The organism is Psychrobacter sp. D2, from assembly GCF_013608135.1.
Classification (GTDB): Bacteria; Pseudomonadota; Gammaproteobacteria; order Pseudomonadales; family Moraxellaceae; genus Psychrobacter; species Psychrobacter cryohalolentis.
In genome coordinates, this window is sequence record NZ_JACDXZ010000003.1 from 332087 (window position 1) to 357443 (window position 25357).

Genomic DNA, 25357 nt, shown 5'->3' on the forward strand with positions numbered 1-25357 from the left:
TTTTGATATAATAGCCAACGAGAGCCTCATGGTTTTACTCTTTAACCCCAAGGACATTATCTTATGACACCACAGGCACAGTATAATGCCAGTCATGTTAACAAAAGCGCTGGTAATCTTGATTATTATGAAGAGGACTACCATCGCTCAATCCGTAATGTGGAATCTGCTTTAGATGACACAGGTCATGCGCATGAGCCATTACGGATACATGTTGAACGCGTGGTGCGTCAATATTTTGCAATGTTAGGTGATGAGATACCAACTGACTTATATGAGCTTATTTTAAAAGAGATAGAGCAACCTTTGCTGTCTGTGGTACTAGAAAAAAGCCGTGGTAATCAAACCAAGTGTGCACAGATTTTAGGTCTAAATCGCGGTACACTACGCAAAAAGCTCAAAATATATGGTTTAATGTAATACTATAAATAATGTTTTTGATACATCTGACTTATTAATAAGTACCATCAACCCTATTTATGAAATGCTTACCTACCCTAACTGATATTATGTATGGCAGTTTGTAGTTTATGATCTTATCACTCACGATATGTTCTATACTGATTGTCATTGTTACCTTGCCAGACGTTTACGTCAGGCTTTTTTTATGGAAATTTTTTTATGAGTAAAGCCCCACTAGCACTACTGTCGGTCTCCGATAAATCCAATATCGTTGAGTTCGCTCAAGGTCTGATTAAAGCAGGTTTTGGTCTGTTATCGACTGGCGGTACTTTCCGTTTGCTCACAGAGCATAATGTCGCTGTCACCGAAGTATCAGACTATACGGGTTTCCCTGAGATGATGGATGGTCGGGTTAAAACGCTTCATCCCAAGATTCACGGTGGCATTTTGGGACGCCGCGGCACAGATGATGCGGTGATGAGTGAGCACGCGATTGAGCGTATTGATTTGGTAGTCGTAAACCTTTATCCATTTGCAGAAACGATTGCCCGTAGTGACGTTACCATGAATGATGCCATCGAAAATATCGATATTGGCGGACCTACGATGGTGCGTTCAGCGGCAAAGAATCATGCACACGTTGGTATTGTGACTGATCCAGCTGATTATACGCGTGTACTTGAAGCATTAGGAGATGGGACGACATTAACCCATGCCTTACGCTACGATTTAGCGGTCAAAGCGTTTGAGCATACGGCACAATACGACGGGATGATTGCCAACTTCTTAGGCAGCCGTGTTAACGAGAATCAAGAGCCGGAAGATTTTTCACGTACCTTTAACGTTCAGCTAGAAAAAGTGCAAGACCTGCGCTACGGTGAAAACCCGCATCAAAAAGCAGCGTTCTATGTTGAAAACAATGCGTTAAAAAGCAAGCAAGCATCTATTGCTACTGCTAAGCAATTGCAAGGCAAAGCATTGTCTTATAACAATATCGCTGATACTGATGCCGCGCTTGAATGTGTGAAAGCTTTTAGTACGCCTGCCTGTGTGATTGTCAAACATGCCAACCCTTGCGGCGTTGCTGTCGACACTGATCAAGTAGCAGCATATCGCACTGCTTTCAGCACCGATCCTGAATCTTCTTTTGGCGGCATTATCGCTTTTAACCGCCCGTTAACACTTGCCACTGCTAAAGCCATTATCGACAATCAGTTTGTTGAAGTCATTATTGCCCCAAGCATTGAAGACGGTGTCCTTGAAGCGACAGCTAGCAAGAAAAACGTTCGCGTTTTGGTCTGCGGCGACTTGCCAGCACCTGAGTTACGTGACCGCCAGCTTGATTACAAGCGCGTCAATGGTGGCTTACTGGTGCAAGAGCAAGATTTAGGGTTAATTACTGCCAATGATTTAAAAATCGTCACAGACGTGCAACCAACCGAAGCACAAATTGCTGACTTACTGTTTAGCTGGAACGTTGCAAAATACGTCAAATCTAACGCCATCGTTTATGCTAAAGGTCAGCGTACCATTGGTGTCGGCGCAGGTCAGATGAGCCGTGTTAACTCAGCTCGTATCGCTGCTATTAAAGCGGAGCATGCTGGACTTGCAACCGAAGGCGCGGTTATGGCATCTGATGCTTTCTTCCCATTCCGTGATGGTATCGATAACGCTGCCGAAGTAGGTATTGCGGCGATTATCCAGCCGGGTGGCTCTATGCGTGATGATGAAACCATTGCTGCTGCAAATGAGCACGGTATCGCCATGGTATTCACCGGTATGCGTCATTTCCGTCATTAATTTGTGATTGAGCGCTATCCTCATTAAAAACTCATCCTCTTGAATAAAAAAAGCCACTGTATGATTACAGTGGCTTTTTTAATGGTCAAAAATAGCTTTATTTAAAATGGATAGCGCACAAAGTACTTATCGCCCTTGTGCATTTTCCATATTGGCTTTATTAATCTCAACCTTATACACCAAACGCAAATAGTCTAAGTAATCTTGCAACTGATCTTGGCCTAAATTATCACGGATAATCGCTGCCGTTTGCGCTCTTTGGGCGGCAGATAATGGTGATTGCTGCTCTGTTTTGATACGGTCACCAACCAATACCGTTGCGCCCATTTCTGTTTTACTTGCTACGGCAACCACACCGTTCTCAGGTGCTTGCTTACTAAACGCTAAGCCGCGCTCTTTTTCTGTCAGCTGCGTAGTCTGACGATTGATCTCACCAAGCGCTTGGAATGTTACCCCTTGCTTATTGATATCAGCGGTAGTCTTAATACCAGCCGCAAGTTTTTTCGCATCATTTAATGCCAATTCACTAGCCTTTTGCTGACGTAATAACTGCGTGATTCTAGGCGTCGCAGCAGTTAAGGACAATGTTTTGGTCGGACGATAGTTACTTGGCTGTACCCATACTGTGCCATTACCAACTTCGATACCAGCGGTAACCGCTTGGTCTTGAATGGTAAACTCATCAAACGCTTGTTTAATCACCGCTGGCTGGGCAAGGACAGATTTATTGTTCTCTTTGCGATAATCTTTAAGACGTTTTAATGACACATTTTCTTGCTGAGCAATATCTTCAATGCTAAACCCATCTGCGGCTAAATCGTTAATCGCCGTTACTTTGTCAGCGTAGATTTCTTGACGCTTGTACTCTTTTGCTTTGGCAGTTAACTCATCACGCATACTCTCAAGGCTTGGTATCTTGTTACCATTATCTTCAGTCACGGTGAATATCTGATAACCAAAGCTGGTCTTCACCGGTACGCTGATATCGCCTACACTCAAACCTTCTAACGCTTTTTCTACTGCTGCAGCGTCATTGCCAAATACTGAGGGATTAAAGCGTCCGATATCGCCGCCTGTTTCGCCTGATGGATCATCTGACTCAGCTTTAGCAACCTTCGCAAAGGCTTCACCTTTGGCAAGACGCGCTTTAATTTTATCAGCACGTGCTTTGGCATCGCTACCAGTTAATAAGATTTGGCTGACCTTACGCTCATCGACGACGGCAAGGCTTTGCTTATAGGCTTCGTACTGCTGCTGTAAGTCCTCTTTAGTGACCTCGTTTACTTGGATGGTCTGAGGGCTAAGCTGCAAGTAAGCCAAATCGACCATAGCAGCGCTCTTTAGCGTGTCTTTATTGGCATCATAATACGCTTGAATGTCATTTTTACTCAATTTAACTTTTGACACATAATCTTGCCAATTAAAACGATGTAGCCAAATATTGCGTGCCTCTAGCTGTAAATCAATCAGTTGACTGACCGCTTTCATCGGATAGGCAGCAGTACCAACGATACTGGCATTCAGCTGATCTAAGCTCAACTGATTGCGGAACTCATCAAACAGCTGATTTTTTGTCATATTGCGTTGACGTAAAAAGCTTGCAAACTGATCATTTGAAAACTCACCATCTGCACCTTTAAAGATCTCTTCTTGACGCAACAGACGATTAATGGTGTCATCAGAAACGGTCATACCAAGCTTGCCAGCCTGCTGCTCTAGCAAGGTGCGGTCAATCAGACCTTTTAACACTTGCTCATGTAGCACATCTTCATTTAATAAACTGGCATCATCAACTTGGTCTAAAAGCTCAGTACGGCGATTGTTTACTGCCGTTTGATACTCTGATAGGCCGATACTCGCTTCTCCTACCTGAGCGATCTGATTGGGATCGACATTACCCCCAAAGTAGCTTTCGACGCCCAATAGAGCGAGCGGCGATAGGCATAAAATCAATAAAATGCGACCCGGCCAGCTTTTTAAGAAATCGCGCAATTTATCCATAGTTATCTCTGCTTTATTAACCTATATTGATGAAAAACCATTGTAATACTATTAATAATATCAACGCTCTACAAGCTGGCAATGGTAAGAAAATGGTAAAACTAAGAAGGGGTGCATTTTATTATCGTTGCTCAAGGCGGATAACACCGTCTTTGTTCGAACAACATCTCTGTCGCGCGCCCTATGATACGTGATTTTTGATGCAGACTCAAAATATTCAGGCGATATAATACAAACCACAGCACTAAAAAAAGCACCTATTATCTAGGTGCTTTTTTGATGAGTCGCTCATAGCTGTTATAAGCCATCACCTTTTATCACTTTACCGTCAACAAACGCGGTTCTTATTCGGGTATCATGCCATAAGCTGCGACTGTCTTTAAATAGATACGGCTTAGTTCAAGCGTTCTTTTAGGTTTTTACCAGCTTTAAAGCTTGGTACTTTGCTAGCTGGGATACTTAGCTCTTCACCAGTCTTAGGGTTACGGCCAGTACGTGCTTTACGGTCTTTTACGCTAAAAGTACCAAAACCAACTAGTGAAATGCTATCGCCAGCTTCTAGAGCTTCGCCAACGCTTTCCATAACTGCGTTCAATGCATCGCCAGCTTGAGTTTTATTTAGACCACTTTTCTCAGCAATGCTATCAATTAATTCTGACTTATTCATAAAATTTCCTTCAAGTTTTAGGGGGTAAAAAAACGCTCACGCCAAGCATTGTATCGCTCTCAGAGCACTTAAGCAATAAAAACCACTTGGCTTATGCATAAACAGGTTTTGCTTTGTTATCGCCTTTATAGCAAGGCAACATAAGGAGCGCAAGCAATTTTACATATTTTTGTGCACTCTACAACGTATTTGACACCCAATGTTACCTAAACCTGCTGCAATATGATGACAAAAACGCTATTTTAGCTTTTAATTTGTGTCTTAGCTTTTATTTACTGAACGCTTATCTAGACGCTGATGTTTATCAACACCAACTATAAACTATGATACTTAACGCATAAAATAAAAGAATTATTGTCAGGTAATAATTTTGCAACTGACAGAAACCCGCGTTACTTTTTATCATAAAGGCGTTACTATAAGCGCAATGTCATTGCCTACTTTGGGTCGGTTTTAACCCTTACTTATCTTATTATGTTTTATTTGAACAATAAAAACGGATTATTTACATGAAGCGTTCTACGTTGTCTCACTCTTTTCTTAATGTCATCTTGGTGTTTATCGAATCGGCGCTGACCCTATTGTTACGTTTAGATCCAGAACTCCGTAAAGCCGCTTATCCACTTGCTAAGCAAGAAACTGTCGTTGCGCTTAGATTATATCTACCACACGTAGAGTTGTTCGCTACTTTTAGTACCAAAGGCGTGTTATTAGATGACAGGCTACCTATTGGTCGCAGTGAGCCTGATGTCGTGATCAATGCTTATAGCCTGCAAGTGATTAATGCCATTACCACGCATGATAGTGAAACAACTGAAAAGCTGCAAATGCGTGGTGAAACGGTACAGGTTCAGCTGGTTAAGCAATTTATTATGCAGCTTGGTCTAGGTAGCTTAATTCAAGGCTTAATCAAAAAGATTAAGGGCGGTAAAAGCAAGCCCAAGCCGACCGAAGCGGAAATGGCAGATAAAAAAGAAAGCTATAAGCTACGTATTAAAGAACAGCAGATCGAAATTACTACTTTGACCATCAAAAATCGTGAGCTCGAAATCGCTGTCAAAGAGTTACAAAGTAAACAAAAGACTTTTATCATCACGACAATAATTGCTTCTATCATTGCTCTTGCTGCCATCATTGCACTGTTTGTGATGAATTAATGTTCAAAAAACAACCTGATGTATAGATGATTTTTTAAAAATATCTCTTAAGAGCGTTTGATATGACAGATCGTCTATCAAGCGCTTTTTTCGTTTTATCTTCAATCATTGTTTTTATCAATCATCGTCATTAACATCACTAACCATTCAACCACACTTTAATCTTGACTAAATTACTCGGGATTGAGTATAATTACCTTATCGTTGCACACATCGGGTAAACCATCTGTTGTTTAATAACGATAAGACACACTTAGTCGACAGATGATTTTTCTTATTAGCAGCATAGCTATTTATATGTGACTGGCTATCTCTTAACCATCTGACCGATACTAAGATCGTTGTTAAATAAAATTATCCTTAAAAAGTTTGGAGATAACACATGCGTTTAACTACTCGAGGCAGATATGCCGTGACCGCTTTACTAGATTTGGCATTACAAACCAGCCAACAAGAAAGCGCGGTGTCTTTATCCGACATTGCCAAGCGACAGTCCATTTCTATATCCTACCTTGAGCAGTTATTCTCAAAACTTCGTAAGCGTGGTTTGGTCACTAGTATTCGCGGCGCAGCAGGTGGCTATTATTTAGCAAAGCCACTTGATCAGATTGATGTCATGAGTATCATTTCTGCTGTCGATGAATCGGTCAATGCCATGCAGTGTGAAGGACGCGGCGACTGCCAAGGTGGTACAATGTGTCTGACCCATGATTTGTGGTGTGCATTATCAAATCATGTAGAGCAGTACTTGAAAAATATAACATTAGCGCAATTATTAAACATGGAGCACGTGCAGTCTGTATCAGATCGGCAGCACAGCGATGCTCTAAAAGATATTTCTACAAAAGACATTAACACTATTACTTTATCGACCAGCGAGGCAAACCCAGCATGAGCCAACATAACACCCTTATATATTTAGATTATGCCGCCACGACGCCAGTTGCTAAGTCAGTCGCTGCCAAGATGAGCGAATATCTGACGGTAGATGGCATCTTTGGTAACCCAGCATCACGCTCGCATGGCTACGGCTGGCAAGCAGAAGAAGCGGTAGAAACGGCTCGTCAGCAAGTTGCTGAGGTCATCAATGCTGATCCTCGCGAAATCGTCTTTACCTCTGGTGCGACAGAATCTGATAACTTAGCCATCAAAGGTGCTGCTCATTTTTATCAGTCTCGTGGTAAGCATATCATTACCAGTAAAATTGAGCATAAAGCGGTATTAGATACCTGCCGTGAGCTTGAGCAAGAAGGTTTTGAGATTACGTATCTTGAGCCGCAGCCAAGCACTGGCATGATTTTACCAGAGCAAGTAAAAGAAGCTCTGCGTGAAGATACTATCTTAGTATCTCTCATGATGGTGAATAATGAGCTTGGTACGGTGACTGATGTTGCAGCGATTGGTGAAATCACGCGCGAAGCGGGTGTTGTTTTTCACGTTGATGGCGCACAGTCTGTTGGTAAAGTACTTATCAACCTTGCAGAGATGAAAATTGACTTAATGAGTTTCTCAGGTCATAAAGCTTATGGTCCTAAAGGTATTGGTGCTCTATTCGTTAGTCGTAAGCCACGTATTCGCCTAAAAGCGGAGCAGCATGGCGGTGGTCATGAGCGCGGCATGCGTTCAGGTACTTTGCCGACTCACCAAATCGTTGGTTTGGGCGCAGCATTTGAGTTAGCCAATGAGCGCTATCAAGAAGACAATGCACATGCGGCAAAATTACGCCAAAAACTGTGGGATGGTCTACAAGATATTGAAGAGATTTATCTAAACGGTGATTTAGAAAACAGCGTACCTAATATTGTAAATATCAGCTTTAACTTTGTTGAAGGCGAATCACTGATGATGTCGCTAAAGGACTTAGCGGTCTCATCAGGTTCAGCTTGTACGTCAGCGACTCTTGAGCCATCTTATGTCTTGCGCGCTATTGGTCGCCCAGACGAGTTGGCACATAGCTCAATCAGATTTAGCTTTGGTCGCTACACTACTGAAGACGACATTGATACGGTTATCACTCAGATGCATCAAGCTGTTGATAAATTACGTGCGCTATCGCCACTTTGGGATATGTATCAAGAAGGCGTTGATTTAGACTCAGTAGAATGGTCTGAGCACTAATACTACATTCAAGCTTTATAATTTAAAAAATAATGGCAACAGCGATATTTTTATTTACTTTTTCTACTAAACATAAAAATATCGCCATAGCTAATGAATCAGACAATTATACATTAAGTGTTTGACCCCAATTATCGATGAGCCAGTAACCCATTAACAACGACAGTCATTACATGACAGCTCATCATCTAACCAGGAGAAAACCCCATGGCCTATAGTGACCAAGTTATTGATCATTACGAAAATCCACGCAACGTTGGCAATCTTGATAAAAATGCCAAAAACGTCGGCACTGGTATGGTCGGCGCACCAGCCTGTGGTGATGTCATGCGTTTACAAATCCAAGTCGATGATAACGGTATTATCGAAGATGCACGCTTCAAAACTTACGGTTGTGGTTCAGCCATTGCGTCAAGCTCGCTCGTTACTGAGTGGCTAAAAGGCAAAAGCTTGGATCAAGCTGGTGAAATTAAGAACAGTCACATTGCTGAAGAATTGGCATTGCCACCAGTAAAAGTGCATTGCTCAGTCCTTGCAGAAGATGCAATTAAAGCGGCTATTAGCGACTATAAAGGCAAGCATGTTCCTGCCTGAGCCCAGTCGTCGTTAAAATGACCAGCCATATTAAGTAGTGTACAAGCTGTTTAATATATAGTGTTTAGCAACTTGTTCTCTGTATGAAAGCGCAAGCTGCCAAAAAGCGGCTAACGCCAAGGAGGTGACAATGACGCTTATGTAATTGTCACCTTTTATTTATTTCGTTATTTATTTTGAATTTTTATCCCTATTATTGATAGTCAATGGGAGTTGGCATGATTGAAATGACAGAACGCGCCGCTCAACATGTGCGTGAGTTTTTGGACAATCGCGGTAAAGGCGAAGGCATACGCGTGGGTATTCGTACGGCAGGATGTTCAGGCTTGGCTTATGTTTTAGAGTTCGTTGATATTCCTGACGAAAATGACACCCGTTATGAGAGCCTTGGTGTTAGTATTTTTATTGACCCTAAAAGCTTGGTATATCTCGATGGTCTATTAATGGATTATGAAAAAGAAGGTCTCAATGAAGGCTTTAAATTCAGTAATCCTAATCAGAAAGGCGAATGTGGCTGCGGTGAGTCTTTTACGGTGTAACCGTTTTTACTATATAAAATAGAAGCCCTTAAAATAATAAATAAAATAAAGGCAGACGATATGACAGACAACGCATTAGAACCACAGTTTGATAATTTTTTTGCCTTATTTGAGCAGCCTGTACAGTTTGAGGTTGTACAAGACAATTTGGATCAGCGTTTACGTTTTTTGCAAAAACGCTATCATCCTGACAATGTCGCAAAAAATATAGCCAATATTGCAAAAGCACAGCAGCAATCTGAGCAAGCATCAGCGCTTATTAATCAGGGCTATCAAACTCTGAGTTCGCCTGATAGTCGAGCCAGCTACTTGTTAGATATGGCAGGTCAAGCGCAAAGTCTAGAGCATTCCATCGCAGATCTGGACTTCTTAGAAGACGCTATGGAAATGCGCATGGATTTAGACGACGCTATTGGTGCTCAAGATATAGCAACGCTAAAGCAGTTACATCCACAGATTACAGAACGTCTAGCAAAGCAGTCAGCAAGCTTTAAAAACGCTTATGAGACTCAAGACTGGCAAACCGCTATTGATTCTACCCAAAAGCTGAAATTTCTGGTGAAGTTAAATGCTGACGTCGTGACAGCCATTGATGGAATTTCGGCAGCTACACATTTAGATGATGATGATTTATATGTGTAATTAATGCGCTTATTAGTAGCGTTATTATTGAATATAATAATAACGGCTCAATTTATAATACGTTTTAGAAGTTTTAAAAAGCGACGGTTAAAGTAAGACCAATTATCTCGTATAATCTTGACTCTAAAAGCCTTTAATGGCTAGTTTCTATATTCAAACATTTATAGCAAAACTATTTTATGTTGTACTAACGATAGTCTATTTATCGCCTTTGTATCATTTCACTTATTCATTTTATCTTTGAGTTATCTTATGTCCTTAATGCAAATTGCTGAACCCAATCAAAGCACCCGACCTCACGAGCATCGTTTTGGCCTAGGCATTGACCTTGGTACCACGCGATCATTGGTCGCCGTGGTACGCTCAGGCAAAGCTCAAGTTTTGCAAGCAAGCACAGCGACAGATACCTTGTTGCCTTCTGTGGTGTATTATCCAAGTGAAGGTAGCCCATTGGTTGGTTCGGATGCCCTCGCCCACGTAGTAGATGATCCAAAAAACACCATTATTTCAGCCAAGCGCTTTATGGGTCGTAGCCAAGCTGATATCAAATTCTCTCATCCTTATGAGCTAAGCGGTGGCAAAGATGAAATGCCAGCTTTTGTCACTGCGCAAGGAGCCGTATCTCCTGTTGAAGTGTCAGCGCGTGTCTTAGCAGCGCTAGAACAGCGTGCTGCTCACGCATTGCCTGAGGATAGCATTCAAGGTGCGGTCATTACCGTGCCTGCCTATTTTGATGAAGCACAGCGTCAAGCTACTAAAGACGCCGCTCAAGCAGCTGGTATCAAGGTACTGCGTCTGTTAAACGAACCTACTGCGGCTGCGGTTGCTTATGGACTCGACCAAGCAACTGAAGCAGGTATCGAGAAACATTACCTTATCTATGATTTGGGCGGCGGTACGTTTGATGTGTCGATTTTGAAACTAAACGATGGCGTTTTTGAGGTGCTAGCGACAGGTGGTAATAGTGCACTTGGTGGTGATGATATCGATCGCTTATTGACCAATTGGCTGATCAAGCAGTTAAATATCGATCCTAAAGACGTCAGCCTGCACGACAAGTCGATCCTTGCTCAGCAAGCCAAAGCCTATAAGCAAGCGTTGACGGATGCTGAGCAAGTTGAGATTGATATCATCGTGAATGAGCAATCTTTTAAGGGCATATTGCGCCGTGAAGATTTATTAGTCATTGTAGACCCAGTGAGTCGCCGCACCTTGAGCGTTTGCGAACAAGTATTACGTGATGCCAAACTTTCAACATCTGACTTAGATGAAGTTATTTTAGTTGGCGGCTCGACCCGTATGCCTGCTGTTAAACAAGTGGTTACTGATTTTTTTGCAAAGCAGCCACTTTGTCGATTAAATCCAGATGAAGTCGTTGCTTTAGGTGCTGCACAAACTGCGCATCAATTGGTCAACGGTGATAGTGATAATAATTTATTGTTGTTAGATATTACTCCGCTATCGCTTGGGCTTGAAACCATGGGCGGTTTGGTTGAAGTGCTTATCTCGCGTAATACCCCTATTCCAGTTAAGAAACGCCAAATATTTACCACTTATCAAGATGGTCAAACCGGCATGGTGATTCATGTGGTACAAGGTGAGCGCGAGACTGTCGATAACTGCCGCTCACTGGGACGCTTTGAGCTATATGGTATTCCGCCTATGAAAGCGGGATTTGCGCGAATCGAAGTGACTTTTAGCATTGATGCTAATGGGCAACTGACAGTGAGTGCACAAGAAACCACTACCAAGACCGAAAGTAAAATTGAGATTGTGCCCTCTTATGGCTTGTCTGATGAACAAAAAGAACAGTTACTCATTGCAGGATTTAAATACGCTGAAGAAGACAAAAACGCGCGCTCATTGATTGAAACCAAGGTTGAATCAGAACGTGAGATACTGGCACTGCAATCGGCATTGAAAGATTTTGACGCTTTACTTTCAGAAGATGCTAAGCAGTCTTTGGCACACACTATGCAAGACTTGCAAGCTGCGCTTGATACCAATGACTTAACCCTTATTGATGCAAAAAAGCTGGCGCTTAAACCGCATAGCGACGCCTTTGCTGCTCTTATCATGAATCAAAGTGTCAAGACTAGTATGGCAGGTACCAGCGCCAAAGACTGGTAACAGAAATAAGTTACCATATTACTGACGTGTCAAATTAAGCATATCTTTATACTTTTAGATGTTATTTTAAATGGATTAGCACCGGATAGACTACCTTATGCCAAAAATCACTGTACTACCCCATCATGAAATTTGCCCTAAAGGCATCGAAGTTGAATTAGCAGCAGGCGAAAACTTATGTAAAGCCTTACTAGAAAAAGGCATCAAGATTGAACATGCTTGCGAGATGTCAAAAGCTTGTACAACTTGCCATGTCGTCGTACGTAAAGGTTTTAATAGCTTGGATGAGATGGATGATATCGAAGCCGACTTACTTGATCGTGCTTGGGGGCTGGAGCCTGATTCACGCTTGTCTTGTCAGGTGATGCTCGAGGATGACGATTTAACCATCGAAATTCCTAAGTACACTTTGAACCATGCCAAAGAAAATCACTAATTATTGATGACTTTATACTCATAAAAAAGCCAACTATGTCTTATAGCTGGCTTTTTCCTATTCCAATATCTGATACTTTAAGTAATCACAATCTATTCATGAGCAAAGAAAATTATTTACTATCATTATAGTATTGCTATAAATTATTTATGCTTCCCTTCTTTTTTGCTGGCTGCGTCAATTTTAATAGCGGCAGATTTTTCTTCTTGCTCAATACGTGCAAGTGCAAGATTAAGACGACTTCTAATATCTTGATAATCGTTATCTTGCATGTCTCTAAAGTTCAAATGCAGATTAAAACCTGGAAGCGTGTGGTCTACCCATTTCGATAACTTGCCTTTATTTTCATCTGGATCCAATACTTTCCAAGCACTTATTTTATCATCGAAACCTTTTAGCGGGAAAGCACCTGCGTATTCGCAGTCAAAATCATGAGCGATATAGTCGTGAGTGCTCTCGCTAATGTATATTTCGCCCTTACCAGCGACAGCTTCAAGCCTTGAAGCCAGATTGGCCTCTTTGCCAATCAGCGTATAGCTCAGACGATTATTACTACCAAAGTTACCAACATGACAGTAGCCTGTACTAATGCCTACGCGTATATATAATCCCTCAAAGCCCATCAATCTCCATTTTTGCCTCAATGTGCGCATTTCACGGCGCATATCTATTGCCATAGCTACACAATCTAGGGCATCTTGACGCGGACCACGGCTATTAGGCTCTCCAAAAAAACACACCATGCCATCACCAATAAACTTATCTAATACTGCCCCATGTTTATTGGCGATCAAAGTCATACAGTGCATATAAGTGTTTAAAATATCAGCCAAGTTATCCGCACTTAAGCTATCAGACAGCTCAGTGAAACCAACGATATCTGAAAACATAATCGTCAGCTTAGCGCGTTTATTAGCGACAGTAACTGGACCGTCCGCTTTGACAATAGGCTCCCATACTTGCGGTGGTACGAAACGTGTCAACTTATTGATTACCGATACCATCGTACTTAAGCGCCCAACCACTTGCTCAGCCCGTGCCTCATAATGGATATACTCATAATATATATGGCGAAAGTGACAAAGCATTACCAGCATCGTTGCTAGCAAGATGATAGGCGTTATCCAAGTGGTGTGACAATCTATCTCGGCACTACTCAAAATGACACTAACGTAGTAAAAAATAATGATGGTAACGATGGATACAGAAACCAGCTTTAGATGATTCTCAGGGCTGCTAATAATAATACGCAATCCGATCAACGACGCTAAACTTAATGAGATAATAGGACAAAGCTGAATGGAACCAATAACAGAAGACAATAAAATAATAACTATATTAGACGTCCAAAAGCTTTTTTGACGACGAAAGTTATAAACTAAAATCATGAGGCTAGGTAAGCAGACGACGATTAAAAGTGCCATCGAAGTTGGACTGAAGTCAAAATGGATAGCGAGCAGTATCACGCTGAGTATGAGAACAAAGATTTCAGGATAATCAAATCGACAGACATCTGTACCCTGTATAGATTTTTTTGGGCTAAAGGTGTCTAAAAGTGCCATGAGAGCTATTCGCTTAAATCAGTAAAATCATTGAAAGTACTCATAAAGATAGTATAGATAATGTACCTTATCCTTATAAAAAATATTTATGCTTATAAATAATATAAGAGAAATTAAACAGTTAACTTGCATATTATACGTTTTAATTTTATTAACAGCTATGTCATTGATTCCTCAAAGTATACCGTTTGTCATTTATTTTGTTACCAAAGCCAATGAAATCATCATCTCAAGACCTTTGTACTAAACATAAATATCAATTTCGAGCTAATGGCAAAAAAGCCAGATAATATATCTGACTTCTTTTAACTGACATGTACCAAGCAATGTTAAAACTATCAATAAGTAGTTAATTACATCTGCCAATCAAACGGCATTTGATGATGACCGCGCAGTGCCATCATCAAAGTCTGTTGCATTTGCGCCAATACTTCTTTGCTATAAGGCACGGCAGGAACGCCCCATACCGGATTTGGCCACTGCATATCGTTTTGATAGCGGACAATATGATGAAAATGAAGCTGTGGTACTTGATTACCGAGCGCTGCCACATTCATTTTATCTGCCTGAAAAGTTTTAGCGAGCTGACTTGATAACCAGCTTGATTCACGCAAAAACTGCGTTTGGTCTGCCTCAGACAATTCATACAATTCTTTGATGCCTGATACTCGTGGCACCAATATCAACCATGGAAACTGGCAATCATTGATTAAGCGACAGGTTGATAGTGGAAAATCACCCACTAAAAAACTATCGGCAGCAAGTTTATGATGAAGTTGGAACATAATGGCGGTTCTCTTGTTATGAAACTCAAGTAAAAGAATAAGAAAGAAAGATTAGGCTTAAAATTTAAAACAGATATTTAAGGTAAAAATACAGTGACGCTATTTTATCAGTTATCCAATCGATAAAATAGCGTCATGATTTATTGTCTAAATGTCCTACTTTTTAAATCTCTTAGCCTATAAGGTAAAGGTTAAACAGCTATTTTCCATGGTATATAGTGATGATTGAATATCCTAAACCGACTCTACTACCATATGCTTGCTAAAATAGCTTAATAACTCTTGAATCACCGTGACACGCTGCTGTGGTGTTGCCAATTTATCAGCATCCTGATAGCGAATGCCAGAAGCACCATTCATACGATAGCGCTGCCCATTTGCTTGAATTAGCTTAATAATCGCCAAAGCATCGACCGGCGTATCGGGTGCAAACTCTAATGTCATGCTATTACTATCGGCATCAATTTTATTAATTTTCAAAGGCTCGGCTTGTATGCGTAGACCATGAACCGCAAATAACTGCTTGGTCTGGTCTGGCAAAACACCAAAACGATCAATCATTTCAGTTCGAATATCAGTCAGTGCCTCTTTATCATCGGCATTGCCAATCCGTTTATAAAATAACAAACGCTGATGCACATCATGCAGGTACTCTTCTGGTATCAGTGCCGAGCTATGCAGATTGATTTCGCTGGTTAGTGATAATGGTGTACTTAAATCAGGCTCTTTACCGGCTTTAATCGCCTTCGTTGCTCGCTCCAGCATATCCATATATAGACTGAAACCAATTGCCTGCATATTACCACTTTGCTGCTTACCAAGTATTTCCCCAGCACCGCGAATCTCTAAATCTTCACTTGCCAGCATAAAGCCTGCACCTAATGTGTTAGCGCGCTCAATAGCATGCAATCGGCGCTTGGCATCCCCTTTAAGCCCCTTAATAGACGGTACAAGTAGATAGCAATAAGCTTGATGATGACTACGACCCACGCGACCACGCAGCTGATGTAATTGAGCCAAACCAAACTTATCCGCGCGCTCTATAATAATAGTATTAGCATTCGGTACATCAATACCAGTTTCGATAATGGTCGAACAAATTAGCACATTGAATTTTTTATGATAATACTGCTGCATGACTTGTTCTAGTTGACGCTCTTGCATTTGCCCATGAGCGACCCCTACTCGCGCTTCAGGCACCAGTTCACGTATGGTCTCTGCCATGCGCTCAATACTGGCCACATCGTTATGCAATAGATAAACCTGACCACCCCGCAACAGCTCACGCAAGATAGCCTCTTTCATCAAAGCGTCGGTCTTCTGCATGACAAAGGTCTTAATCGCAAGACGACGGGCTGGTGGCGTGGCAATAATCGACATATCACGCATACCCGAGAGCGCCATATTGAGCGTTCTCGGGATGGGCGTCGCTGTCATCGACATACTATCAACATCAGTCTGAATCGCCTTAATACGCTCTTTATGGCGCACCCCAAAGCGATGTTCTTCGTCAACAATCATTAGACCTAGATTAGAGAACTTTACATCGGGTTGTAATAACTTATGCGTACCAATGACGATATCAACCTTGCCTGCCGCAAGGTCTGTTAGCACAGTATCTTGATGTTTTTTACCGCCAAAGCGCGAAAGCGTTTCAATACGTACTGGCCAATCAGCAAAACGATTGCGGAAATTGTCTTCATGCTGACCGGCTAGCAAAGTAGTCGGCACCAGCACCGCTACTTGATAACCAGCACTGACCGCGATGAATGCCGCGCGCATGGCTACTTCCGTTTTACCAAAACCTACATCGCCACAGATGAGACGATCCATGGGCTGATTTTGCTTCATATCTTCCATGACTGCATGAATAGCATTGGCTTGATCCGGCGTTTCTTCAAAGGCAAACTGACTAGCAAACAGCTCGTATTGCGAGATATCTATTTTAAAATGAATACCGACCTTTGCCTCACGCCGTGCTTGTATATTAAGCAACTCAGCTGCGACATCATGGATTTGCTCGAGCGCTTTCTGTTTAGCTTTGTCCCATTTTCCACTACCAATCTTGTGCAATGGTGCAAGCGCTGGGTCGCCGCCGCTATAGCGATTAATCATTTGCAGATTGGCAACCGGCACGTAAATACTGGCATCATCAGCGTATTTTAGGTGAATAAATTCTTGCTCACCATCTCCGACATCTAAGGTTATTAAACCATTATAACGCCCAATACCATGCTCAATATGGACGACTGGACTGCCATCAGTTATTTCAGTCACGCTTTTAACCAAGAATTCTTCTGATACACCGCTCTGGCGACGACGGCGCGTTTGCAGCACTTGCCGACCAAATAATTGTGTCTCACTAATCAACACCAAGCGCTCAGGAACATAGACGCCACGTTCAATAGGCGCAACCGTTAGACCAATCTGTGGCAACTTTTTATTATTAAGCCCCGTTGTTTTATCGGCAGCTAAAAATGCCTCAAAGCTGTCATAAGCCTTGATCTCAATCTTACCTTTAAACAGCTCGATGAGAATCTCACGGCGACCCGCTGTTTCAGCGACAATCAATACTGGTGTTGCTGTTTGCGCTTGTAGCTCTAAAAACGCTAGCAGCTCAGTAAGTGGCTCTGCTTTTTGATGATTGACTGCCAACTGTGGCGACTCTTGCGCACTTAAGGTCACCAAGCCTTGTTGCTTATTCTGAACAAAATCTAACTGTGGTTGCTCAGATAACTGTAATGGACTCTCCAATACTGTCTCGTCAATCGCAGATGCATCATTCATTGTCGACAGTTCATTACGTGCACTGAGTATCACCCGTGGATAATGATTGAGATGCTCGTTAAGAGTATTTGACAATAAATACAGCAACTCAGGGGCGACAATAGGTTTATCAATATCATGACGGCGCTCTTCATAGCGGCGCTGGATTTGCGACCAATAATCCGCCTGTTTCTCGTTAATTAGCTCATCAGTGATGAATAGCGTATCGCTTGGCAGATAAGCAAATAAACTACTCTCTACCGTCCAATCCTTTAAATCAAAAAACAGTGGCTGATAATATTCCAATCCGCTACTCGCAATGCCTGCCATTACATCTTTATGTAATTCGAATTTACGGCTATTGCTATTGGGGAACATGGCAGCAAAATTGATACGAAAGGTTTCACGCCCTTCATCAAGTGGAAACTCTTTTGCGGGTAGGATCTGAAACTGTTTAATAGGCTTTGAGATATCTGGCAGTTTATGCAGTAGCGACAATGACTCTTTGCCCATACTACTATCGTTACCACTCATCATTGACTTTAAATCATCAACGGTCAATGTCCGTTGGGTCTGCGGATTAAAAAAGCGAATGGTTTCAATTTCATCGTCGAATAAATCTAGACGTAGCGGGAATGGCTGACCCATGGCAAAGATATCAATGATACTACCACGTACCGCAAATTCCCCCGGCTCAAAAACGTTGTCTACCGCTCGATAACCTGCTTTTGCGAGCAGAGAACGCTGAGTATTGATATCAAATTGATCGCCAACACTTAAATCAAAATGCTGTCCAATTAACCAGCTTGGTGGCGCAATACGGTGCATTAATGCTTGCACAGATATCAATAACACGCCTGACGTTGGCATATCGGTTAATAAATTGATACGCTCGCTGACAATATCTTGATGCGGTGACAACTCATCATAGGTCAGCGTCTCCCAATCAGGAAATACATGAGCATCCACGCCGCAAAATGCCAGTTCTGTCTCTATTTGATTCAGCTGATTTTGGTCACGCGTCACTACGACTTTTAGACGCTCGGCAACATTCCATATAGGTGCTTGTACTAAACTTGCCAGCCATAAGCTGCTGACAGCACCATGTACAGGTGCAAGCCAGCGGCGCTGGGCATTTTGGATAGGGAATAATTGCTGGTTAATCGGGGCAAAGGCGTCAGTCAAAGCAGTGATAGGCATAAAGGGTAAGATCAAGGTTAAGAGTCAGAAAGCTATTATACGAATATTTGCGCAATTACCAAAATTTATGCCGTAACGGTTTGTCACATAGCATTATTATAGAAAACACCAAGAGCCAAACACTTTATAAAATAAAGATTTATTGCTAAGAATAGGGCTGATAAACGAAAAGACCTTAGCTTGCGAGCCAAGGTCTTTATAGGGAATTCTTCAAAAACAGACTTTGTCTTTAAATTAATGGCTTGTCACTAGCGATAATGCCGTTATTGTCTGCGTAGACAAACATACCAGAATTTAGCGTTAAATCACCAAAGCTGATTTCAAGATCGGTTTGACCTTCATCGCGGCGATTTGATTTACGCGGGATACAACCAAGCGCCATGACCCCGATGTCCATTGCTGCCATATCATCAACATCACGAACACAGCCATATACAATGACCCCTGCCCAGCCATTATCAATAGCCGACTGTGCAATCATGTCACCTAACAGCGCACAGCGCATAGATCCGCCACCATCAACGACCAATACTTTGCCATTACCGTCTTTGTCTTTACCATCACTGTTAAGCAACGATTTGACGCGACTATTATCTTCAAAACATTTGACGGTCACAATCTCACCGCAGAATTTATCTTTACCGCCAAAACTATAAAACGATTTACCTTCGATATTAGGCAGGCATACCTGTGATTCAGGATTGGCATCTAATAAATCACAAGTTACAAAGTTTTCTTTAGTCATTGTTGCTGATTCTGGCATGGTGAGACTCCTTGTCTGTTATGGTTAAATTGTTCTGACTTATTAAACCTAAATATTACTTAGGCTATTTACTATAGTATAGTTTACCTAGATAAAACCGATACATCATGTTTTGACGCGGCACTAGTATAAATTTTTCTAGCTTGCTGTGCCTGCGCAGACAGAGGCTGCAAAAAATTCATTCTAGTCCCGCTGTATCGTTTTTATACTGAGCTTACTATAGTAATAAATGTAAAAGTTATCTGATTAATAGCTTAATGTTTTACGCGGGTCATCGCAAGCATCTGTTTATTTTCGATAATATCAGTGGTTTTAATCGCGGGTTCGCTGCGGTATTTACTGCGATGATAGATATCATGGGCGCTCATCGCCATGGCACTAGCGACACGCTTAGCTGAAATAGGATGTAAAGATAATGACTCGGACACCAATGGCGAGATAAGCTGAAAGGCTTTTTGTCCCAGACTTTCAAGCGGACGACCCTTATGTTTACCAAGTAGTAACGACGGACGGAAAATAACCAATTGGGCAAACCCTAATGCCATTATGGACTCTTCCGTTTCAGCCTTTACGCGATTATATAAAAAGCGACTGTTGATGTCCGCATTCATCGAGGACAATAAAAAGAAGTTTTCAACGCCTTTCTCTTGGCAAAGTTTGGCGAAACCAACATTATAATCATGGTCAATCTTGCGAAAAACTTCATCACTACCCGCTTGTTTTTTGGTGGTGCCCAAGCAACTAAAAGCATCCGTTTTTCGATCAGCGCCAATGCTTGTAAAGATTTCAGCTAAGTTGTCAAAATCATTCACCTGATAAAAACGCATGCTCGCATTGATGTAGCGAGGAGGACGCCGTGCAATCACAATCAATGTGTCATAAATCTCACTCAGCTGCTTTACAAGATGTTGCCCGACCAATCCCGTTGCACCTATTACCATTGCTTTTCGCTGCATATCCTATCCATTTATAGAGTGTTGGAATACTTATGATCGTCAAAAATGTGACTTTTTAAAGCCCGTCGGTGACGCTGACCACTGTAGTATCATACCTAAATTAATCAATCATCGAGGCTATTATGCATGATTTATTGTAAGAGATTTTATCAGCAAACAGTTTTACTCAGCTCATACGCTCGTTTAGACTCAAATACTCACTCAATATTATGATAAATACCTTTATAAATACCTATTAAAGGCATAAAATCCCGCTCATCCACGTAATGCCGTAACTTCTTTGAGCATTAATCATCAAACTTATTGTCCTAAGGGCGATAATTTGCTAAGATAACCAGCTTTACACGTCAACGCTGTTTAATTATTCCAAACAGTTTTGGCGCTTGCGATGATTTATTACTATCAGATACTTTAATAGTAGGCATCGACATCATGTTCGGCGAGACGGCTGCTCGTTATCGATGATGGTTAAACCCTTTATTGCAATCCACATTCATAATTTTATCTGTCTTTATCAAGGAGATTCGCGTGGCTAATACTGCACAAGCTCGTAAACGCGCCCGTCAAAACACCAAACGTCGTCAGAACTCTGCGTCACAACGCTCTATGGTTCGTACTTATTTGAAACGTGTTGACGCGGCTATCGCTGCTAAAGATTATGACGCGGCTACCGAAGCTTACAAAAAAGCGGTACCGGTTCTTGATCGTATGGCTGACAAAGGTATTCTTCATAAGAATAAAGCTGCTCGTCGTAAGAGCCGCCTAAACAAAACCATCAAAGGCTTACTAGCTTAAGATTGGTTGCGTTTAGACCGTATGATGCTTCGATAACATCATAACTAAAACCTTGTCACTGGTTCTAATACTGGGGCAAGGTTTTTTTATGCCTGATCAAAAGTAATTAATAATTTCGTAAATAACGCTTATGTCCATTTTACTTCTGGTGGCAATAATAGCTTATTTGGATGAAAGCCAGCGGTACGGTAGGCTTCAAGCAAAGTGTGTATTGGACGTACATAAACTTCACCGCGCCAGACAAAATACGCACTTGCCTGCTCGAATGGCTTGTCATCAAACCACAAAAATACCCCTTCCATCATTTTTGGCCAATCGTTCCAATCAATCTCAACAACATCAAACATCACCGCTAAGAATGCAGATAACAAAGTGTCATGGCTGACAGCGAGCATTAGATGCCCGTGTTGCGGCTGATTTTGATAAAAAAGCGATAGAATATCGAGACCGCCCTGATAAGCGTTTTTAGTGCCTTCAAGATTGCCTTGCAAGAATCGATTGATAAAATTGAGAACACCAATCTCTTTAAAGATGGGATTTGCAATATCAGGTTCGGTCACTAAGCTACCAGGCTCAACCAACAATGACTGGTGCGCGATATCACGCCTTAGTCCTGCCCCTTCTTGCATCAGCTGCGCCGTATCAAGACAGCGACCAATCGGGCTTGAGATGCTATCAACATCGAGCGAATACGGCAGATGTCCTGCCAACCAACGACCCCAAGATTTTGCCAATACACGACCTTTGGGTGTCAATGGCAGCTGATAACTGGCAAAGCCATTACCATCAGAGCGCTCACGCAGGGAATGTCTGGTAAATAAAATCAGGCGCTTATCTTCAGGTAACAACCTGACCGACGACATCATACTATCAGGAAGATGTGAGGGCGCTGGTGCACTTGGAGTATGACTCGCAAGCTTCTCAGTGGATAGGCTCGATGTGGTGTTATTAGGAAGTTTACTCATCACATAAGCCTATCAGATTTTCTCTCAGGAATGAACCAAATATAAGTCCAATCGCAATATAATCTAAAGCAAATATATTGAGAGCAGACCCGTTAATTTTATGAGAACTGAAACGCTATGACACGGTGAAATCAAAAAATAAAGACTCATAATTATTACGTTTGACTAACTGATATCAATTACTCTATCCCATGTAAACGATAATGCCGTACTACTAACCTCATTTGGATAAGCACGCGGATTGACGATAACGCGCGTCTTATGAATGTGGTAATCAAATGCTTCATGCGTATGCCCATGCACCCATAGTGCTGGTGCCCACTCTTCATACATCCAGCTTGATAAATCACTGATAAATGCGGCATTACTTGGTAGCTCAGCATACTTCTCAGAGACAGATAATGGACTGATGCTATGATGACTCATTACCACGGTTTTTTTGCCCAGTGCTTTTGCCGTTATCAACGCTTGTTTAAGCCATTGACGCTGCTTAGCATGAATCTGTATCGACATTTCAGGTGAAAACAGCTCGCTGCCGGCATAGATCTGTTTGTAGTCACGCATAAATCGCATTGCTACTGCCCTAGTCTCTTCATTGGCTTGATATTGATAATCTGTCCAAAGCGTACAACCTAAAATGCGCACCTCTCCGACATCAATATGCTGACACTGCAAAAATCGTACGCCCTGCTTTGATTCACTATCATAATTGTCCCAAGTCGCCAGCTTTTTATCAAAATGCAGCACGTCTTCATTAAAGTACTCATGATTACCAGCGATAGTGATTAGAGGGACTCGTAAGCGCGCTGCTTGCTCTTGTAGCCATGGCATACCAATATCGCTATTTGCTGTATCTCCCGCCACCAGTACGATGTCTGCATCGGTTTTGGGGATATGCCCTATCGGATGGGATTGACGTATATAACTGTCAATATGTAAGTCACTCAAAATCTGTAATTTCATAGCAGCCAATATCATTAAATAAACATAAATAGTTTAGCACCTTTTCATCTAGCGACAAAAACTAAAAAGACAGCGGATTAGGCTGTCTTTTTACTTTTTGACTGAAGTATCTAATTGAAAAGTTAGAGACTTTGGAGTATTAACTGTAATTTCGCTGCAGGATCTACTGCTTGAGTAATTGAGCGCCCAATCACCAGATAATCAGAGCCATCAAGTAATGCCTGTTTTGGCGTACAAATACGCTTTTGATCATCAGTATTATCATCTAGCAGACGGATACCAGGCGTAATCAGTTTAAAGTCCTGACCACATAATGTCTTTAATGCCTTTGCTTCTTGTGCTGAGCATACTACACCATCGAGACCGGCTTGCTTGGTTAATTGTGCTAAGCGGCTCACTTGTGCCTCTAAGCCGTCGGTGATGCCCGTTTGATTGAGTGCTTCATTGTCCATAGATGTTAAGACAGTCACTGCAATCAGTAGCGTGTCAAAATCATTATCTAGCAAGCGCTGTTTTGCCAATGACATCGCATCGTAGCCGGCACTTGCATGGACGTTGACCATCCATATACCAAGCTCAGCCGCAGCCAATACTGCTTGTGCAGTGGTATTGGGGATATCATGAAATTTAAGGTCTAAAAAAACCTCAAATTGGCGCTGATGCAATGCTTTGACTATCTCAGGGCCACACCGGGTATACAGCTCTTTACCTACTTTCAATCGGCATAATGCCGGATCTAATTGGTCAGCTAATGCCAGAGAGGCATCTTTTGTCATATTATCTAATGCAACGATGACAGGAGAATTAATTGCGTTGTTCATTGTTATGCTTCTTTATATCAGGTTTATCAAATTATTATATTTATAATCAGCAGTGAAAATGCATATTACAAATTATTAGTAATCGCGTTTTTGCTTGGTCAAACTTGACCCATCATGCACATTAGCGTTGGGATGAGCATTGGGCATTGTCGTATCCTGTACATTGACCGCTGTTGCACCATAAACAGCTTCTTCTAAAGTAGGCGCATTCGCTTGACGATCAATCACCATATTGGCTTGGGTTATCTGCTCTTGCAAATTGGTATTTGCCTTTTGTAGACGCGATATTTCCCACTTATTTTGCAAAACACGGAAAATTAGCAGTGCTAACAAGATACCTATAACGATACCAAGTATGAGGCAAAGTATCATTAGCAAGCCTAAATTCATCGTTGGTGCTTGCGAAAACAAAAGATTGACGCCAACTTCAGTATTATTTGCCAATACCAAACCTAGCGAGTAGGCGAAGCTCAAAAATAGCAGCACTAATAATAAAATACGCATCAGACGTCCCCTTAAGTTTTTAACAGATTTTAATAGAACAGATAAATGGATAAAAACTAAGCCATACTGATTGATATTACTACGTTATAAAAGGGTTAGTATAATAAGAAAAATCGGCTCATACTTTAGTAGTATATCGGTAGGATATCTTATATTACTTCAATTAACTTACTGTCCGCCTGCTACTTTTTCGTTTACGGCTTCGCGTAATGCTTTGCCTGGCTTAAAATGCGGAATTGCTTTTGCAGGTACTGGTACGCTTTCACCCGTTTTAGGATTACGACCCATACGAGCACGGCGATGATGAAGACAAAAACTGCCAAACCCACGAACTTCTACTCGACCATCATTGGCGAGCGTATGAGTCATCAAGTTTAATATCTCGCGTACGGCATCATCGACAACGGTATCTGTCATCGTGTCACAATTTGCACTCAGATTACTAATAAATTCGGACTTATTGATTGTTTGCTGCATTATCATACTTGCCTTGTTCATTGATAGATAAGATGATGGAAATAACTAAAATGATTACCACAGATATTATAAAATATTAGCTGACAACCACGCGATTGTTGACTAAATATCTGTTCATTTATAATGACTTGGGTCTAATTTTACATCTCGTTACTCGATGTTGTAAATGATAGCGGATATTGAAGGAAATTGGAAACAAGAGTTCCTCTATCAAGGAAAAAACTGTATCAATTATCGTTAATACTAAAATTCAGCCATAAAAAAAAGCGACCGGAGTCGCTTTCTTTTATAAGATCATAACATTAGCGGTAAAT

General features: G+C 41.6%; 23 protein-coding genes. 11 read left to right on the plus strand and 12 right to left on the minus strand.

What is annotated here, in order from left to right; genetic code table 11:
* The first annotated feature begins 159 nt into the window (after nucleotides 1-159).
* Both fis and purH read left to right on the plus strand, forming a co-directional pair.
* A complete protein-coding gene (fis, locus tag H0262_RS06170) occupies nucleotides 160-420 on the plus strand; it encodes a DNA-binding transcriptional regulator Fis (RefSeq protein ID WP_088591987.1) in 261 nt (86 codons plus the stop codon).
* Between the two features lie 201 nt (nucleotides 421-621).
* Entirely contained in the window at nucleotides 622-2202 is a 1581-nt protein-coding gene (purH, locus tag H0262_RS06175; protein WP_181210091.1) for a bifunctional phosphoribosylaminoimidazolecarboxamide formyltransferase/IMP cyclohydrolase, read from the plus strand.
* Between the two features lie 126 nt (nucleotides 2203-2328).
* On the opposite strand, the gene H0262_RS06180 is transcribed toward purH, so the two are convergent.
* Together H0262_RS06180 and H0262_RS06185 are read right to left on the minus strand one after the other, a co-directional pair.
* The gene (locus tag H0262_RS06180) at nucleotides 2329-4203 is read right to left on the minus strand and encodes a SurA N-terminal domain-containing protein (protein WP_181210092.1); all 1875 of its coding nucleotides are present in this window, start codon (nucleotides 4201-4203) and stop codon (nucleotides 2329-2331) included.
* 394 nt (nucleotides 4204-4597) lie between these two features.
* Nucleotides 4598-4870 (minus strand): HU family DNA-binding protein, encoded by a 273-nt coding sequence (locus H0262_RS06185; protein ID WP_011513979.1) that lies wholly within the window; start codon nucleotides 4868-4870, stop codon nucleotides 4598-4600.
* Between the two features lie 509 nt (nucleotides 4871-5379).
* On the opposite strand from H0262_RS06185, the gene H0262_RS06190 reads away from it, so the two are divergent.
* From H0262_RS06190 to fdx, 8 genes are all read left to right on the plus strand, one after another.
* Nucleotides 5380-6027 (plus strand): hypothetical protein, encoded by a 648-nt coding sequence (locus tag H0262_RS06190; protein ID WP_181210093.1) that lies wholly within the window; start codon nucleotides 5380-5382, stop codon nucleotides 6025-6027.
* Nucleotides 6028-6409: 382 nt separating this feature from the next.
* Nucleotides 6410-6922 carry an Rrf2 family transcriptional regulator gene (locus H0262_RS06195; protein ID WP_149491856.1) on the plus strand — a complete coding sequence of 171 codons (513 nt, stop codon included), beginning with the start codon at nucleotides 6410-6412 and terminating at the stop codon, nucleotides 6920-6922.
* The gene (locus H0262_RS06200) at nucleotides 6919-8145 is read left to right on the plus strand and encodes an IscS subfamily cysteine desulfurase (protein WP_181210094.1); all 1227 of its coding nucleotides are present in this window, start codon (nucleotides 6919-6921) and stop codon (nucleotides 8143-8145) included. The genes H0262_RS06195 and H0262_RS06200 overlap by 4 nt, the downstream gene beginning before the upstream one ends.
* A 207-nt stretch (nucleotides 8146-8352) precedes the next feature.
* On the plus strand, nucleotides 8353-8739 hold the full coding sequence (gene iscU / locus H0262_RS06205) for a Fe-S cluster assembly scaffold IscU (RefSeq protein ID WP_011513983.1): 387 nt from the start codon (nucleotides 8353-8355) through the stop codon (nucleotides 8737-8739).
* A gap of 218 nt (nucleotides 8740-8957) precedes the next feature.
* Nucleotides 8958-9278 (plus strand): iron-sulfur cluster assembly protein IscA, encoded by a 321-nt coding sequence (gene iscA, locus H0262_RS06210; protein ID WP_011280745.1) that lies wholly within the window; start codon nucleotides 8958-8960, stop codon nucleotides 9276-9278.
* Between the two features lie 60 nt (nucleotides 9279-9338).
* Complete coding sequence (gene hscB / locus H0262_RS06215) at nucleotides 9339-9920, plus strand: Fe-S protein assembly co-chaperone HscB (protein ID WP_181210095.1); 582 nt, start codon at nucleotides 9339-9341, stop codon at nucleotides 9918-9920.
* A gap of 252 nt (nucleotides 9921-10172) precedes the next feature.
* A complete protein-coding gene (gene hscA, locus H0262_RS06220; RefSeq protein WP_181210096.1) occupies nucleotides 10173-12050 on the plus strand; it encodes a Fe-S protein assembly chaperone HscA in 1878 nt (625 codons plus the stop codon).
* A 97-nt stretch (nucleotides 12051-12147) separates the two neighbouring features.
* The gene (gene fdx, locus H0262_RS06225; protein ID WP_011513987.1) at nucleotides 12148-12486 is read left to right on the plus strand and encodes an ISC system 2Fe-2S type ferredoxin; all 339 of its coding nucleotides are present in this window, start codon (nucleotides 12148-12150) and stop codon (nucleotides 12484-12486) included.
* 143 nt (nucleotides 12487-12629) lie between these two features.
* Here fdx and H0262_RS06230 read toward each other — a convergent pair whose 3' ends face one another.
* The 5 genes from H0262_RS06230 to H0262_RS06250 all read right to left on the minus strand — a co-directional run bounded on the left by H0262_RS06230 (nucleotide 12630) and on the right by H0262_RS06250 (nucleotide 20518).
* Entirely contained in the window at nucleotides 12630-14048 is a 1419-nt protein-coding gene (locus tag H0262_RS06230; RefSeq protein ID WP_181210097.1) for an adenylate/guanylate cyclase domain-containing protein, read from the minus strand.
* A gap of 353 nt (nucleotides 14049-14401) precedes the next feature.
* Complete coding sequence (locus H0262_RS06235) at nucleotides 14402-14833, minus strand: HIT domain-containing protein (RefSeq protein ID WP_011513989.1); 432 nt, start codon at nucleotides 14831-14833, stop codon at nucleotides 14402-14404.
* A 234-nt stretch (nucleotides 14834-15067) separates the two neighbouring features.
* On the minus strand, nucleotides 15068-18799 hold the full coding sequence (mfd, locus tag H0262_RS06240) for a transcription-repair coupling factor (RefSeq protein WP_181210098.1): 3732 nt from the start codon (nucleotides 18797-18799) through the stop codon (nucleotides 15068-15070).
* Between the two features lie 229 nt (nucleotides 18800-19028).
* Complete coding sequence (gene rraA / locus H0262_RS06245) at nucleotides 19029-19544, minus strand: ribonuclease E activity regulator RraA (RefSeq protein WP_041772578.1); 516 nt, start codon at nucleotides 19542-19544, stop codon at nucleotides 19029-19031.
* A 272-nt stretch (nucleotides 19545-19816) separates the two neighbouring features.
* The gene (locus H0262_RS06250) at nucleotides 19817-20518 is read right to left on the minus strand and encodes an NAD-dependent epimerase/dehydratase family protein (protein WP_181210099.1); all 702 of its coding nucleotides are present in this window, start codon (nucleotides 20516-20518) and stop codon (nucleotides 19817-19819) included.
* Nucleotides 20519-21046: 528 nt separating this feature from the next.
* Here H0262_RS06250 and rpsT point away from each other — a divergent pair.
* Complete coding sequence (rpsT, locus tag H0262_RS06255; protein WP_011513993.1) at nucleotides 21047-21313, plus strand: 30S ribosomal protein S20; 267 nt, start codon at nucleotides 21047-21049, stop codon at nucleotides 21311-21313.
* Between the two features lie 128 nt (nucleotides 21314-21441).
* Here the strand turns inward: rpsT and H0262_RS06260 are convergent, their stop codons facing one another.
* From H0262_RS06260 to H0262_RS06280, 5 genes are all read right to left on the minus strand, one after another.
* Nucleotides 21442-22278 carry a histidine phosphatase family protein gene (locus tag H0262_RS06260; RefSeq protein ID WP_181210100.1) on the minus strand — a complete coding sequence of 279 codons (837 nt, stop codon included), beginning with the start codon at nucleotides 22276-22278 and terminating at the stop codon, nucleotides 21442-21444.
* 165 nt (nucleotides 22279-22443) lie between these two features.
* Entirely contained in the window at nucleotides 22444-23241 is a 798-nt protein-coding gene (locus tag H0262_RS06265; protein ID WP_259275416.1) for a metallophosphoesterase, read from the minus strand.
* 122 nt (nucleotides 23242-23363) lie between these two features.
* Nucleotides 23364-24062, minus strand: coding sequence for an orotidine-5'-phosphate decarboxylase (gene pyrF / locus H0262_RS06270; protein ID WP_181210102.1), 699 nt, complete (start codon nucleotides 24060-24062; stop codon nucleotides 23364-23366).
* A gap of 75 nt (nucleotides 24063-24137) precedes the next feature.
* On the minus strand, nucleotides 24138-24566 hold the full coding sequence (locus tag H0262_RS06275) for a LapA family protein (protein ID WP_181210103.1): 429 nt from the start codon (nucleotides 24564-24566) through the stop codon (nucleotides 24138-24140).
* Between the two features lie 168 nt (nucleotides 24567-24734).
* Nucleotides 24735-25043, minus strand: coding sequence for an integration host factor subunit beta (locus tag H0262_RS06280; RefSeq protein WP_041753160.1), 309 nt, complete (start codon nucleotides 25041-25043; stop codon nucleotides 24735-24737).
* Nucleotides 25044-25357: the final 314 nt, after the last annotated feature.